Here is a 13,853-nt window from a genome sequence, read left to right on the forward strand (position 1 = left end):
GCGGAGTTCCACGATAGGTCGTACCGCGCGGGGCGGCCCCGGGCGGTACCGGGCGGCGGCGGCTCAGCCCTTCTCCAGGTACTGCTCCCGCTCGGTGTCCAGCAGGGCCTCCAAGGCGCTGCGCAGCCCCGGCAGCCCCGCCAGCTCGGGGTCTTCGGCGACCACGCGGGTGGCTTCCTCCCGGGCCTGGGCGATGACCTCCTCGTCCTCGATGACCGCGAGCATGCGCAGCGAGGTCCGCACGCCCGACTGGGCCTGGCCCAGGACGTCGCCCTCCCGGCGCTGCTCGAGGTCGATCCGGGAGAGCTCGAAACCGTCCAGGGTGGCGGCGACGGCCGCGAGCCGGGCCCGGGCGGGGCTCGCCTCGTGCATCTCGCTGACCAGCAGGCACAGACCCGGCGCGGAGCCGCGGCCGACGCGGCCGCGCAGCTGGTGGAGCTGGGAGACGCCGAACCGGTCCGCGTCCATGATCACCATGACCGTGGAGTTCGGGACGTTCACGCCGACCTCGATGACGGTGGTGGCGACGAGCACCTTGACCTCGCCGGCGGCGAAGCGGCGCATGACGTCGTCCTTGTCGGCCGGGTCCATCCGGCCGTGCAGCACCTCCACCGACAGCCCGGCGAGCGGCCCGCGGGTGAGCTGCTCGGCGATCTCCAGGACGGCCAGCGGCGGCCGCTTCTCGCCGTCGTCCTCGGCGGACTTCTTCTTCTGGTTCTTCGGGTCGTCCTCGCCGTCGCCGATGCGCGGGCACACCACGTAAGCCTGGTGCCCGTTCTCGACCTCCTCCCGCACCCGCTCCCAGGCCCGGGTCAGGAAGTGCGGCTTGTCCTTGGCCGGTACGACGTGGGTGGCGATCGGGGAGCGGCCGGCGGGCAGCTGGTCGAGGACGGAGGTCTCCAGGTCCCCGAAGACGGTCATCGCGACGGTGCGCGGGATCGGGGTCGCGGTCATCACCAGCAGGTGCGGGGGCTGCTTCCCCTTGGACCGCAGCGCGTCGCGCTGCTCCACCCCGAAGCGGTGCTGTTCGTCGACCACGACCAGGCCGAGATCGTGGAACTGCACCTTGTCCTCGATGAGCGCGTGCGTGCCGATCACGATGCCGGCCTCGCCGGTGACCAGGTCGAGCAGGGCCTGGCGGCGCGCGGGCATCCCCATGGAGCCGGTGAGCAGCACGACCTTGGTGCCCCGGCCGGAGCCGCCGAGCATCCCCCCTTCGGCGAGCTCGCCCATCATCTCGGTGATGGACCGGTGGTGCTGCTGGGCGAGCACCTCGGTGGGCGCGAGCATGGCGGCCTGCCCCCCGCAGTCCACGACGCCGAGCATGGCCCGCAGCGCCACCATCGTGTTGTGCGTCACCGTGAAGTTGTCGGTCACATAGGCGCGGCTCGGATGCTCGACGCTGATGCACTGGACCGGCTTGGGCCCGACGTGTTCCACAGCCCGGATGCCACGCCGGAAGGTGTCGTACTCCGGCCTCGGCCGCACGCGTGCCGCCTTGCGCGGCAGCCGGAACGGCTCGAACTCCCCGGGCAGCGCAACGGACACGCTGAAGGCCGCGTTCTCGGGCAGCACACGAGCCCGCCCGCCGAGAGAGCGCACGAGCCAGGCCACGTCCTGCGCCAACCGGAGGGAGGCGGAGCAGAACGACATGCCCGTTCCGTTCGCCTGAAGCGTCCCCTCCGTGTCCATGAGCCCTTGCAGGACCGCCAAGCGGTCCTTGACGGGTGCGTTCTTGTAGACGTCCGGGACGAACTTGTCAGGTGAGGTCGCACCCCACAGCCCCAGATCACGAACCGCCTGGATGACGGGATGGGGCCGGGCGCCGCTCCCCGGCCCGCTCATCCGGATCGTGTAGTCGCAGGCGGATCCGGGCACACCGGTCACCTCGCAGTGCGGGGCGACCGCCGCCTCGACCGCAGCCAGAACCTCGTCGTCCGTCGTGCACAGTCTCAGGTCGTGCCGGAAGGAGCCGTCACCGAGGAGCACGCCCATCAGGTAGGGATCAAGCGGGGGGTGGTCGCCGTCACCGAGGTCCACGGGGACGGCTACCGGCAGGTACCACTTGCTGGATCCGTTGGCCTCGTGCAGGTCCGAGCGGATCTCCCTTGTGGTCATCACCTCGGGCTCTTGGCCGCGGTGCCATCCACAGCTCGTGCCGACGATCCACAGGTGCTCGTCATCGCACTCGACAGCGCTCCCGTCCGAGAGGACCACCCGCCACACATCGCGTTCTCCCTGCGGGAAGACACCGCCCACGAGTGCGATCTCGCCGGAGGGCACCACCACCTCGTCCCCGACCTCGATGTCTCCCATGGGGCGGAAACCCGTGGGTGTCAGGACCAGGGAGTCGAGGGGCTGGGCCTTGCCCGAGCCGACCTCCCCTTGGAGGAGGCGGTGCATGGGGTGGTTCGTGGCGAGGTCTTCGAAGATTTCGCGGGAGACGGTCTGCTGGCCGTCGGTGAGGGTGAAGGGGAGTTTGGCGTCGAAGGCGTCGAGCAGGCCGTCCGGGGCGGGGCGGCGGGGGACGGCCGGGAGCTGGGAGTCGGCGTGCCGGCGGCGGGCCAGGGCGACCTGGAGGACGAAGGCCTCGTCCCACTTCAGCCGCTGCCGGGCGTCGTCGATGTCGGCCTTGGTGGCCGGTCGGTGGATCTTCAGCAGGGCCTCGGTCAGGGGGACCAGCCCGCGGCCCTCGCGCAGTGCGTCCGGCAGCGGGTCCACGGCCTCCCGGGCGCTGGGCAGCACGGCGTCCACGCACTTGGCGATCTTCCAGGACTCCAGCTTGGCGCAGGCCGGGTAGATCGGGATGAGCTGGTTGGCGAACGCGGTGGCGGCGTCCCGGTCGGAGGCCTCCGCGCCGAGCGGCTCGTACGCGGGGTGGGCCAGCTGGAGCTTGCGGTTGAACATCGAGACCTTGCCCGCGAACATCGCGCGGCTGCCCGGCAGCAGCTCCTTGTGCGGCTTGTGGACGCCCGCCCCGAAGAAGACCAGCTGGAGGCGGCCGCTGCCGTCGGTGATGGTCACCTCCAGGCGCTTGCCGCGGCCCCCGTTGAACGTCAGGATCCGGGCGTCGGCGACCTGGGCGACCACCGTCACGTGCTCGTCGATCTGGTCGGCGAGCTCCGCCAGCGAGGTCAGCTCGCCGCGCTCGGCGTACCGCCGCGGGTAGTGGTGGAGCAGGTCCAGGGCCGTGTGCAGGCCGAGCTGCTCGGCCAGCACCTTGGCGGTGGCGGGGCCGAGCGTCTTCTTGAGGTCTTCGTCGAGCGCGGGCACGTGTTCATTGCACACCATCGCGCTGACAAGCCGGCTATTCGACCCCGATGAGGAGGGGCGCCGAGTACCGGCCGCCGCGGTAGGTGACGGTGTCCACCGCCAGGTGCCCGTGCTGTACGTACGCCTCCAGGCGCTCGGCGAGGGCGTCCGGGACCTCAGGTCCCAGGACCAGGGTGACGAGTTCGCCGCCGGAGCCCAGCATCCGCTCCAGGACCGCCTCGGCGGTCTCGGTGAGGCCGGAGCCGATGACGGCGACGTCTCCGTCGATGAGCCCGAGCACGTCCCCGGCCTGGCAGATGCCGGCGGAGGTGAAGGACTGCCGTTCGGCGACGGCGAGTTCCGCGTAGCGGGTGGCGCCGGCCGCCGCGGTCATGGCGACGACGTCCTCGTCGAAGCTGCCGTCCGGGTCGTGCACGGCGAGGGCGGCCAGGCCCTGCACCGCGGACCGGGTGGGGATCACCGCCACCCGTACGCCGTCGGCGCGGACGCGCTCGGCCGCGGCGGCCGCCGCCGCGCGCTGGTCGGCGCCGCCGGGCAGCAGCACCACCTCGCGGGCGTGCGCGCGCCGGATGGCATCGACGAGTGCGGCGGCGTCCGGGGCCTCTCCGGGGCGGGCGAGCACGGTGGTCGCGCCCGCCTCCCCGCACAGCCCGGCCAGCCCCTCGCCCGGGACCACGGCGACCACGGCCCGCTGGACCCGTTCCTCGCGCGCCCGGCGCCGCTCGTCGCCGAAGTGGGTGATGCGGATCCGGTACGGCCGCCCCGCGATCACGCCCGCCTCCACCGCGGCGCCGGGGTCGTCGACGTGGACGTGCACGTTCCACAGTCCGTCGCCGCCGACCACCACCAGGGAGTCCCCGAGCCCGTCGAGGCGCTCGCGCAGCTCCGCCACGGCCGGTTCGGCGGCCTCCAGCAGGTAGATCACCTCGTACGCGGGCCCGCCCCGCTCCTCCGCGTCGCAGGGCTGCGGCGGCTGCGGTACGGGGACGGCCCGGCCGCGGACCGCCTCGGCGGCGGGCTCCTGGCCGGACAGCGCCTGCCACAGTGCCCCGAGTACAGCGACCAGCCCGCAGCCCCCCGCGTCGACCACCCCGGCCCGGCCCAGCTCGGCCAGCTGCCCCGGGGTGTCCGCCAGGGCCGCGCGGGCCGCGTCGTAGGCCGCCCGGGCCACGTCGGCGGCGGTTCCGGCGGCCGCCCCGGCCGCCTCGCCGGCCCGTGCCGCCGCCGCGGCGACGGTGAGCATCGTGCCCTCCACCGGGTGTGCGACCGCCCGGTACGCCTCCTCGGCGGCCCGGGTCAGCGCCTGGGCCAGCAGCCGGCCCGGCCCGCGGTCCCCGGGCTCGTCCCCCAGTACGTCGGCCACGCCGCGCAGCAGCTGCGCCAGGATCGTCCCGGAGTTCCCCCGGGCGCCTATGAGGGCGCCGTGCGCGTAGGCCCGTACGGCCCGGGACAGGGAGGAGGGGGTCCGGGCCCCGGCGCCCGGCGCGGGCCCTGTGGTCTCGCTCACGTCCGCGGGCGCCGCCCCGAGTGCCTCGGCCAGTGCGCGGTCGGCCGACTCGGCGGTCAGGTAGAGGTTGGTGCCGGTGTCCGCGTCCGCGACCGGGTAGACGTTGATCGCGTCGATGTCCTCGCGGGCCCGGCCCAGTGCGGCCACGGCCAGCGAGCTCCAGGTCCGCACCGCTTCGGCGTCGAGCTCGTCAGGGTGCTGCGGCTGCGGCTCGTGCGGCACCGGGCGTTCCTCCTTGTGCGGGCCAGGGTTCACCGCAGGGTAGCCAAGGACTGCCGGGCGCCTCGGACCGCGGGGCGGGGTCGGCGGCAGCCATGGTAGTTTTCTTGGACGGACGCAGTCGTTGTATGCTGCTCCGGTTGCCCGATGAGAGTCGGGCCATTCCCCCGGCAAACCACTCAGACTTCTCAGACTTCTGATCCGGTGCGCCGGATTTCACTGTAAGTGCATCTGAAGTCTTTGGAGTGACCTGTGGCTGCCAACTGCGACGTTTGCGCCAAGGGGCCGAGCTTCGGCAACAACATCTCCCACTCGCACCGCCGCACCTCGCGTCGCTGGAACCCGAACATCCAGCGCGTTCGTGCCATGGTCAGTGGGACGCCGAAGCGCCTCAACGTCTGCACCTCGTGCATCAAGGCCGGCAAGGTCTCGCGCTGACGCCAACCGTCGTAGCGCAGCCCTTTCCGGTTGCCAAGAAGGCCGGTCCACCTCGTGGACCGGCCTTTTGCCTTGCCCGGACCGACCGGGCCTGAAGACCACCGCGTCACGTGACGCGGTGGTCTTCTGCGGTTCTAGCGGTGCCACTGCCAGGCGTGGTCCACCGGGCCGATGCCGCCGCCGAGCGCGAAGCCGGCCGCGATGGCGCCGGTCACGTACTCCTTGGCCTCCATGACGGCCTGCGGCACGTCCTGGCCCTTGGCGAGCCCGGCGGCCACCGCACTGGCGAGGGTGCAGCCGGTGCCGTGGGTGTGCCGGTTGTCGTGGCGCGGCGCCCGCAGCCACAGCCGGGTCTCGCCGTCGGTCAGCAGGTCGGCGGCCTCGTTCCCGTGGGCCGCCAGGTGCCCGCCCTTGATCAGCGCCCACTCGGGCCCGTACGAGAGGACCGCGTCGGCGGCCCGCCGCATGTCGTCCTCGCTCTCCACCACCACGCCCGTGAGCTGCGCCACTTCGTCCAGGTTCGGCGTGGCCACGGTGGCCCGCGGCAGCAGCTCCTTGCGCACGGCGTCCAGCGCCGAGTCGGCGAGCAGCGCGTCCCCGTGCTTGGAGACCCCGACGGGGTCCACGACGACGGGGGCGGAGGTGGCGGCGAGCAGCTCGGCCACCGTCTCCACCAGCGCGGCGGAGGACAGCATCCCGGTCTTGACCGCCTGCACGCCGATGTCGTCCACGACGGCCCGGTACTGGGCCTGCACGGCCTCGGCGGGCAGCTCCCAGACCCCCTGGACCCCGAGGGAGTTCTGCGCGGTCACGGCGGTCACCACGCTCATCCCGTGCACGCCGAGTGCCAGCATGGTCTTGAGGTCGGCCTGGATCCCGGCGCCACCGCCGGAGTCGGATCCGGCGACGGTCAGGCACCGGGGTGGCGTGTCGGTCATCTCGGGGTCTCCTCGGTGGACGGGTCGGAGCCGAAGTGGTCCCACCCGCCGGTGCTCGTCCAGGGGGCGCCGTCCACGGTCACCTGGGGCAGCGCGGACCGGTTCAGCACCTCCCCGATGACCTTCCAGCGGGCCGGCAGTTTCACGTCGGGCGGGAAGGTCGCCACGATGGCGTGATCTTCTCCTCCGGTCAGCACCCACTGCAAGGGGTCGACCCCGACGGCCTGCCCGATGTCGTGCATCTGGGTCGGGATGTCGACGGCCGCCGAGCGCAGGTCGATCCGCACCTTGCTGGCCTCCGCGATGTGCCCGAGGTCGGCGATCAGGCCGTCGCTGACGTCGGTCATGGCGGTGGCGCCGAGTCCGGCGGCCGCGGGGCCCGCGTGGTACGGGGGCTCCGGGCGCCGGTGCGCCTCGACGAAGGCCCGCGGGGAGCGGAAGCCGCGCGAGAGCACGGCGAACCCGGCCGCGGACCAGCCCAGCCAGCCCGTGACGGCCACGACGTCGCCGGGCTGGGCGCCGGAGCGCAGCACGGGCTCGTGGTTGCGCAGGTCGCCGAGGGCGGTGATGGCGACGGTGATGGTGTCCCCGCGGACGACGTCGCCGCCGACGACCGCCGCGCCGGCGACCTGGCACTCGTCGCGCAGCCCGTCCATCAGCTCGGTGGGCCAGGTGACCGGCAGCTCGGCCGGGACGACCAGGCCGAGCAGCAGTGCGGTCGGCACCGCGCCCATCGCGGCGATGTCGGCGAGGTTCTGTGCGGCGGCCTTGCGGCCGACGTCGTACGCCGTGGACCAGTCGCGCCGGAAGTGCCTGCCCTCGAGCAGGATGTCCGTGCTCGCCACGACCCGCCGGTCGGGGGCCGACACGACCGCGGCGTCGTCGCCCGGTCCGAGCCGGACCGCCGGGGTGGTGGTGAGCCGTGAGGTGAGCTCTCGAATGAGCCCGAACTCCCCCAGCTCGCCCACAGTGCCCTTCATCGCTGTGCCCCTTCTTGCCCAGTCCGCTTGCGGTCGCGAGCCGTCACAGCTCTGGGTACCGTCAACAGATACGTCAACTTCTGCCCTTCGTACGCCCCGCTGTGCGTGGCGCCGTGCCCCCGGGTCTCCCCGTGGTGCTCGGCAACGCGGTACCGTGGCGTCCCTTCTTCCCCGGGCCCACCCGAATCCCTGGGCCCACCCGAAGGTTAGGGGAATCGATCCTCGTGGCCGCCCTGGAGGTTCCGTGGTACAGGCGTACATCCTTATCCAGACCGAGGTGGGCAAGGCGTCGTTCGTCGCCGAGTCCATCAGCCAGATCGCGGGGGTGATCCAGGCCGAGGACGTGACGGGCCCGTACGACGTGATCGTGCGCGCCCAGGCCGACACCGTGGACGAGCTCGGCCGCATGGTCGTCGCCAAGGTCCAGCAGGTGGAGGGCATCACCCGCACCCTGACCTGCCCGGTGGTCCATCTGTAGCCCCCGTCTACTCTTGGCCGGTGATGTCCTTCCACCGCCGGCCCCTGCGTCTGCCCGCCCTGCCCGTACTGGTCGCGGTACTGGCCCTCGCGGGTTGCACCCCGGGTGGTTCCGAAGCCCGGGTGGACCCGCCGCCCACGCCGCCCGCCGACGTCGCGGGGTTCTGTGCAGCACTGCACAAGGAGCTCCCGGAGACGGTGGCCGGCCTGGCGCGGGCCAGGACCGCGCCGGAGTCGGATCTGACCGCCGCGTGGGGCGGCTCGGCGATCGTACTGCGGTGCGGTATCCCCAAGCCCCCCGAGATGACGGATGAAAAGCTGGGCGGCGTCGAGGTCGACGGCGTCCGGTGGCTGCTGAAGGAGGTCCCCGACAGCGCCGGCGGGGGGTTCCGGTTCATCACCGGGATGCGGCTGGCTTACACCGAGGTCCGGGTCGACAAGGAGCATGCCACGGATGCGGGCATGCTGGTCGGTCTGTCCGGCGTGGTGGCCAGGACCGTCCCCGAGGGCATCTCGTCGTATTGACGGCCGCCGGGCCCGACGCACCGGGAACCCCGCTTCGCACACCGACCGCCCGCCGGGAATCCCGGCGGGCGGTCGGCTTCGCGCTCTGCGGCTGCCTGCTAGCGCAGCCCGGTGGAGCGGCGCAGGGCCGCCTGGATCAGGCGGTCCACCAGCTCCGGGTACTCGATGCCCGACTCCTGCCACATCCGCGGGTACATGGAGATCGGGGTGAAGCCCGGCATGGTGTTGATCTCGTTGATGACGAACGTGCCGTCCTCGGTGAGGAAGAAGTCGGCGCGCACCAGGCCCTCGCAGGACGCGGCGTCGAACGCCTCGACCGCGAGCCGCTGCACCTCGGCGGTCTGCTCCGGGGTGAGCGGAGCGGGCACGATCCCGGAGGCGGAGTCGATGTACTTCGCCTCGAAGTCGTAGAAGTCGTGGCTGGAGACCGGCGGGATCTCGGCGGGCACGCTCGCGCGCGGCCCGTCCTCGAACTCCAGCACCCCGCACTCGATCTCGCGGCCGCGCAGCAGCGCCTCCACGAGGATCTTCGGGTCGTGGCGCCGGGCCTCGCGGATCGCCTCGTCCAGGCCGGAGACGTCGTCGACCTTGGTGATGCCGATGGAGGAGCCGGCCCGGGCGGGCTTGACGAAGAGCGGCCAGCCGTGTTCGCCGGCGAAGTCCAGGATCCGCGCCTTGGCGGCGTCCTGGTCCGCTTCCCACTCGCGGGGGCGGATCGTCACGTACGGGCCGACGGGGAGGCCGAAGGAGGTGAAGACCCGCTTCATGTACTCCTTGTCCTGGCCGACGGCCGAGGCGAGGACGCCCGAGCCGACGTACGGGATGCCGGAGAGCTCCAGGAGGCCCTGCAGGGTGCCGTCCTCGCCGTACGGGCCGTGCAGCATCGGGAAGACGACGTCGACCTCGCCCAGGGCCTTGGGAACGGCTCCCGGCTCGGTGTAGACGACCTCGCGGTTGGCCGGGTCGACGGAGAGCACCACGGCGCCGTCCTCGGAGTCCGCAAGCTCCTCGACGCTCGGGAGCTTGCGGTCGGCGATGGCCATCCGCGCGGGCTCGTCGGCGGTCAGCGCCCACCGGCCGTCCGTGGTGATGCCGATCGGCAGCACCTCGTACTTGGACCGGTCGATGGAGCGCAGCACGGCGCCCGCCGTGACGACCGAGATGGCGTGTTCCGAGCTGCGGCCGCCGAACACGACGGCCACGCGGGGCTTGCGGCCCTGCTGCTCAGGGGTCTGGGGGAGGTTCTCGCTGCTCATATCGCCACGACGATACCCGCTCGGACGTCCGGAAAGGAGTCAGCGGCGTTCCGGTTTGGCGCTGCGCCCCATGAGTTCCTTCAGTGCGACCAGCGGCGGCTTGCCGTGGTGGACGATGTCGACGACGGTGTCGGTGATCGGCATGTCCACCCCGTGGCGGCGGGCCAGATCGGCCACCGACTGGCAGGACTTGACGCCCTCGGCGGTCTGCTTGGTGACCGCGATGGTCTCCTCGAGGGTCATTCCGCGGCCGAGGTTGGTGCCGAAGGTGTGGTTGCGGGAGAGCGGCGAGGAGCAGGTGGCGACGAGGTCGCCGAGGCCCGCGAGACCGGAGAAGGTGAGCGGGTCGGCGCCCATCGCCAGGCCCAGCCGGGTCGCTTCGGCGAGGCCGCGGGTGATGAGCGAGCCCTTGGTGTTGTCGCCCAGGCCCATGCCGTCCGCGATGCCGACGGCGAGGCCGATGACGTTCTTGACGGCGCCGCCCAGCTCGCAGCCGATGACGTCGGTGCTCGTGTACGGGCGGAAGTACGGGGTGTGGCAAGCCGCCTGGAGGCGCTGCGCGACGGCTTCGTCGGAGCAGGCGACGACGGCGGCGGCCGGCTGCCGGGCAGCGATCTCACGGGCCAGGTTGGGGCCGGTGACGACGGCGACGCGCTCGGCGGGGACCTTGGCCACCTCCTCGATGACCTCGCTCATCCGCTTGGCGGTGCCGAGTTCGATGCCCTTCATCAGGGAGACGAGCACGGCGTCGGCGGGCAGCAGCGGGGCCCATTCGGCGAGGTTTCCGCGCAGGGTCTGGGAGGGGATGGCGAGGACCGCGAAATCGGCGCCGGCCGCGGCCTCGGCCGGGTCGGTGGTGGCGCGCATGTTGGCGGGGAGTTCGACGTCCGGGAAGTAGTCCGGGTTGGTCCGGCCGGTGTTGATGGCGTCGACGACCTCGCGGCGGCGGCCCCACAGGGTCACCTCGCAGCCTGCGTCGGCGAGCACGATGCCGAAGGCCGTGCCCCAGGAGCCGGTTCCGAAGACGGCCGCCTTCACGGGACGTGTCACTTCTGGTCCTCCCCCGCGGCCTTGCGCCGCTGTTCCGCCCTGGCCCTGCGATGGTCGTACGGCTGCTCGGGCGCCTTCTCGCCGCGCAGCTCCTCCAGCAGCTCGGTGATGGCCTCCATGATCGTCTCGGTGGCGGCCTTGAGCACGTCCGGGGTGGGCTCCCGGTCGTAGAACTCGGAGAGGTCCACGGGAGGTCCGGCGAGCACCTGGAGGGTCTTGCGCGGGAAGAGCCGCACCTTGTCCTCCTTGGCGTAGGGCGGCATCGCGAGGTTCGCGCCCCACTGGGCCACCGGAATCACCGGTGCCTTGGTCATCAGCGCGACCCGGGCCGCGCCGGTCTTGCCGGCCATCGGCCACATGTCCGGGTCGCGGGTGAGGGTGCCTTCCGGATAAAAGGCCACGCATTCACCGCGCTCGATCGCGTCCACGGCGGCCCGGAATGCGTCCAGGGCGTTGGTGGTCTCGCGGTAGACGGGGATCTGGCCGGAGCCCCGCAGGATCGCGCCGACAATGGGGACCTTGAAGAGGGCCGCCTTCGCGAGCAATCGGGGCACCCGGCCGGTGTTGTACTGGAAGTGCGCGTAGGAGAGCGGGTCCAGATACGAGTTGTGATTGACGGCCGTGATAAACCCGCCGTCGGCCGGAATGTGATCCATTCCCCGCCAGTCCCGCTTGAAGAGCACCACCAGCGGCGGTTTTGCGATGACCGCCGCCAGGCGGTACCAGAAGCCGATTCTGCGGCGGGACACTCGGACACCTTCCTCTAGGACCGGTGCGTGGCTTGGGCACCTCGTCGGCCGGACAAGTGTGGCCTCAGGTCCGGTCTCTGTCGAGGACACGGTACGCCCCGCCCGGAGCACCGGACCTCCGGGTCGACCGGGCAGAGGCGACAATGGGCCGACGCATGACCCGGCCATGACCCGGCCTTGGTCCACACATGTACGGACGCGCACCGGAGGGAAGGGGCCCGCCACGAAAGCGGTCTGGAGTCTGGTGGTCCCGCTGAAGCCTCTGGCGGTGGCCAAGAGCCGTCTCGCGGCGGCGGTGGGCGCCTCCCGTCCCGGGCTCGCGCTGGCATTCGCGCAGGACACCGTGGCAGGGGCGCTGGCCTGCGCGGCAGTCGTGGATGTGGTGGTCGTCACGGACGACGCCCTGGCCGGTGCGGAACTGGCCCGGCTCGGGGCGCGCATCGTGCCGGACGCCCCGGCCGCCGGGCTCAACGCGGCGCTGGCCCACGGGGCGCGGGAGATACGTGCGGGGCGGCCCGGAGCGGCGGTGGCCGCGATGAACGCGGATCTGCCCGCGCTGCGGCCACCGGAATTGCTACGCGTGCTCGAAGCCGCGTCCGCATTTCCGCGGGCATTTCTGGCGGATGCGGCGGGAATCGGTACGACCTTGCTTTCCGCTGCGCGGGACGTGGAATTGGCACCCTCGTTCGGAGGCCCGTCACGGGCCCGGCATTCGGCCTCGGGAGCTGCGGAAATAGCGCTCGCGGATGTCGAGAGCGTGCGCCGGGACGTGGACACGGCCGCGGACCTGCGGACGGCCCTCGCCCTCGGCGTGGGCCGTCACACGGCCCGATACAGTGCCGGTATGCAGGCGACCGCGTACACGTACGACTCCCAGACCCGCAGCGGCAGTGTGCTGCTGGACGACGGCACCCCGGTGCCCTTCGAGGCCCCGGCGTTCGACGCGGGCGGCCTGCGGCTGCTTCGTCCCGGGCAGCGGGTCCGGATCGAGACGGACGGCGAGGGGCCGGCGCTGCGGATCACCCTGATCACCCTGCAGACCTTCTGATCCTCGGCCGCTCCGGCCTTCTGACCTGCACGGACAGCACCGCGGGCCGGCTTCCCCAGGGAGGGGAAACCGGCCCGGCGTGTGTGACTCGTGGCCTTCTTACTTCTTGCGGGCCGTGGTCTTCTTCGCGGTGGTCTTGCGCGCCGTCGTCTTCTTGGCGGGCGCGGTGGTCTTCGCGGTGGCCTTCTTGGCCGCCGGAGCCGTCTTCTTGGCGGTGGCGGTGGTCTTCTTCGCCGCCGGCGCGGCCTTCTTGGCCGTGGGGGTGGTCTTCTTCGCCGTCGCCGTGGTCTTCTTCGCCGCGGCGGTCTTGGTGACCGCCTTCTTGGCGGTGGCGGCCTGCTTGGCGGTGGTCTTCTTGGCGACCGTGGTCTTCGCCGCCGCCTTCTTGGCGGTGGTGGCCTTCTTGGCCGCGGCCTTCTTGACCGTCGCGGAAGCGCCGCCGGAGAGGCTGCCCTTGGGCGCCTTCTTCACCGACACCTCACCGCCCTTGGGCAGCTTCTTGGTGCCTGCGACCAGGTCCTTGAAGCCCTGGCCCGCGCGGAAGCGGGGAACAGAGGTCTTCTTGACCCGGACGCGCTCACCCGTCTGCGGGTTGCGGGCGTAGCGGGCCGGGCGGTCGACCTTCTCGAACGAGCCGAAGCCCGTGACCGAGACCCGGTCGCCCGCGACCACAGCGCGGACCATCGCGTCCAGTACCGCGTCGACAGCGTCCGCGGCCTGCTGGCGGCCGCCCAGCTTGTCGGCAATCGCTTCTACGAGCTGCGCCTTGTTCACGTCTTCCCCTTCGGAGACTTCGCCAGAACGAATGTGTTCAAGCTTATTTCGCACGTTAGGCGGATATATACCGCAAATCAAACACGAAACGGGCTAATCACCCTAGTGCCGCAACGGTGTAGGTCGTTACGGAGTTCCTTCGCATCAGTCGCCTTCAGGGAATCGACCCTCGTCGAGGTCCTTCATCAACCTGTCCAGGCGCCTTGCCGCATCGGCGAGATCGTGCTTCGCCGCGGCCGTGACGACCAACAGCTTCCGGGACAGCGCCATCCTTACCGCCTCGGGGACTTGCAGTGTGCGCACCTTTGCGTGTGCTTCTTTCAGCCGGTCCGCGACGAGCTCGTAGAGCTCAAGTTGACTGTCGCGTTCCATGCACAGATTGTGCCATCTGGGGCGAGTTGTCGCCTCACGGGGCCTCAACACACGGCTGTGCCCCCCGCCGGAAGGCGGGGGGCACAGTGTTGTCGATGTGATCACCCAAGGGCGAATAAGCGCTGATCAGGCAGGAATCAGGCCTGAATCGTGCGCGGCTTGTGGTTGGGGCGGGTGCTTTCGTAGGTGGCGATGTCCGCTTCGTTCTGAAGGGTGAGGGAGATGTCGTCGAGGCCTTCGAGCAGGC

Annotated in this window: 12 protein-coding genes and 2 pseudogenes; 4 read left to right on the forward strand and 10 right to left on the reverse strand. The window is 71.6% G+C overall.

What is annotated here, in order from left to right; genetic code table 11:
* Positions 1-63 precede the first annotated feature (63 nt).
* Together IF09_RS0122635 and IF09_RS0122640 are read right to left on the reverse strand one after the other, a co-directional pair.
* Positions 64-3,291, reverse strand: a complete 3,228-nt coding sequence (locus IF09_RS0122635) for a helicase-related protein (RefSeq protein WP_030298502.1) — start codon at positions 3,289-3,291, stop codon at positions 64-66.
* A 16-nt stretch (positions 3,292-3,307) separates the two neighbouring features.
* Complete coding sequence (locus IF09_RS0122640; RefSeq protein WP_030298504.1) at positions 3,308-5,002, reverse strand: DAK2 domain-containing protein; 1,695 nt, start codon at positions 5,000-5,002, stop codon at positions 3,308-3,310.
* Positions 5,003-5,251: 249 nt separating this feature from the next.
* Here IF09_RS0122640 and rpmB point away from each other — a divergent pair, with 249 nt between their 5' ends.
* Positions 5,252-5,437 (forward strand): 50S ribosomal protein L28, encoded by a 186-nt coding sequence (gene rpmB / locus IF09_RS0122645; protein WP_030298506.1) that lies wholly within the window; start codon positions 5,252-5,254, stop codon positions 5,435-5,437.
* 134 nt (positions 5,438-5,571) lie between these two features.
* Here the strand turns inward: rpmB and thiD are convergent, their stop codons facing one another.
* Both thiD and IF09_RS0122655 read right to left on the reverse strand, forming a co-directional pair.
* Positions 5,572-6,375, reverse strand: coding sequence for a bifunctional hydroxymethylpyrimidine kinase/phosphomethylpyrimidine kinase (gene thiD / locus IF09_RS0122650; protein WP_030298508.1), 804 nt, complete (start codon positions 6,373-6,375; stop codon positions 5,572-5,574).
* Positions 6,372-7,355: a thiamine-phosphate kinase gene (locus IF09_RS0122655; protein WP_030298509.1), complete on the reverse strand. Its 984-nt coding sequence runs from the start codon at positions 7,353-7,355 to the stop codon at positions 6,372-6,374. Before IF09_RS0122655 ends, thiD begins: the two co-directional genes overlap by 4 nt.
* 244 nt (positions 7,356-7,599) lie before the next feature.
* Between IF09_RS0122655 and IF09_RS0122660 the strand changes: the two genes are divergently transcribed.
* Positions 7,600-7,833, forward strand: coding sequence for an Lrp/AsnC ligand binding domain-containing protein (locus IF09_RS0122660; protein ID WP_030298511.1), 234 nt, complete (start codon positions 7,600-7,602; stop codon positions 7,831-7,833).
* A 23-nt stretch (positions 7,834-7,856) separates the two neighbouring features.
* The gene (locus IF09_RS0122665; protein WP_030298513.1) at positions 7,857-8,357 is read left to right on the forward strand and encodes a DUF3515 domain-containing protein; all 501 of its coding nucleotides are present in this window, start codon (positions 7,857-7,859) and stop codon (positions 8,355-8,357) included.
* 98 nt (positions 8,358-8,455) lie between these two features.
* On the opposite strand, the gene IF09_RS0122670 is transcribed toward IF09_RS0122665, so the two are convergent.
* From IF09_RS0122670 to IF09_RS0122680, 3 genes are read right to left on the reverse strand one after another with little or no spacing between them, the layout of a single operon-like run.
* Positions 8,456-9,613, reverse strand: coding sequence for a D-alanine--D-alanine ligase family protein (locus IF09_RS0122670; RefSeq protein ID WP_030298514.1), 1,158 nt, complete (start codon positions 9,611-9,613; stop codon positions 8,456-8,458).
* A 39-nt stretch (positions 9,614-9,652) separates the two neighbouring features.
* The gene (locus IF09_RS0122675; RefSeq protein ID WP_030298516.1) at positions 9,653-10,663 is read right to left on the reverse strand and encodes an NAD(P)H-dependent glycerol-3-phosphate dehydrogenase; all 1,011 of its coding nucleotides are present in this window, start codon (positions 10,661-10,663) and stop codon (positions 9,653-9,655) included.
* Entirely contained in the window at positions 10,660-11,412 is a 753-nt protein-coding gene (locus IF09_RS0122680; RefSeq protein ID WP_030298518.1) for a lysophospholipid acyltransferase family protein, read from the reverse strand. The genes IF09_RS0122675 and IF09_RS0122680 overlap by 4 nt, the downstream gene beginning before the upstream one ends.
* 166 nt (positions 11,413-11,578) lie before the next feature.
* Between IF09_RS0122680 and cofC the strand changes: the two are divergent.
* Positions 11,579-12,253 (forward strand): annotated as a pseudogene (gene cofC, locus IF09_RS0122685) (2-phospho-L-lactate guanylyltransferase); the annotation flags it as partial.
* A 306-nt stretch (positions 12,254-12,559) separates the two neighbouring features.
* Here the strand turns inward: cofC and IF09_RS0122690 are convergent.
* From IF09_RS0122690 to IF09_RS0122700, 3 genes and pseudogenes are all read right to left on the reverse strand, one after another.
* Positions 12,560-13,234 (reverse strand): HU family DNA-binding protein, encoded by a 675-nt coding sequence (locus IF09_RS0122690; RefSeq protein WP_030298521.1) that lies wholly within the window; start codon positions 13,232-13,234, stop codon positions 12,560-12,562.
* Positions 13,235-13,378: 144 nt separating this feature from the next.
* A complete protein-coding gene (locus tag IF09_RS0122695) occupies positions 13,379-13,606 on the reverse strand; it encodes a hypothetical protein (protein WP_030298523.1) in 228 nt (75 codons plus the stop codon).
* 137 nt (positions 13,607-13,743) lie between these two features.
* Positions 13,744-13,853 (reverse strand): annotated as a pseudogene (locus IF09_RS0122700) (3-isopropylmalate dehydratase small subunit); the annotation flags it as partial.

This window comes from Streptomyces katrae (assembly GCF_000717655.1).
Classification (GTDB): Bacteria; Actinomycetota; Actinomycetes; order Streptomycetales; family Streptomycetaceae; genus Streptomyces; species Streptomyces katrae_B.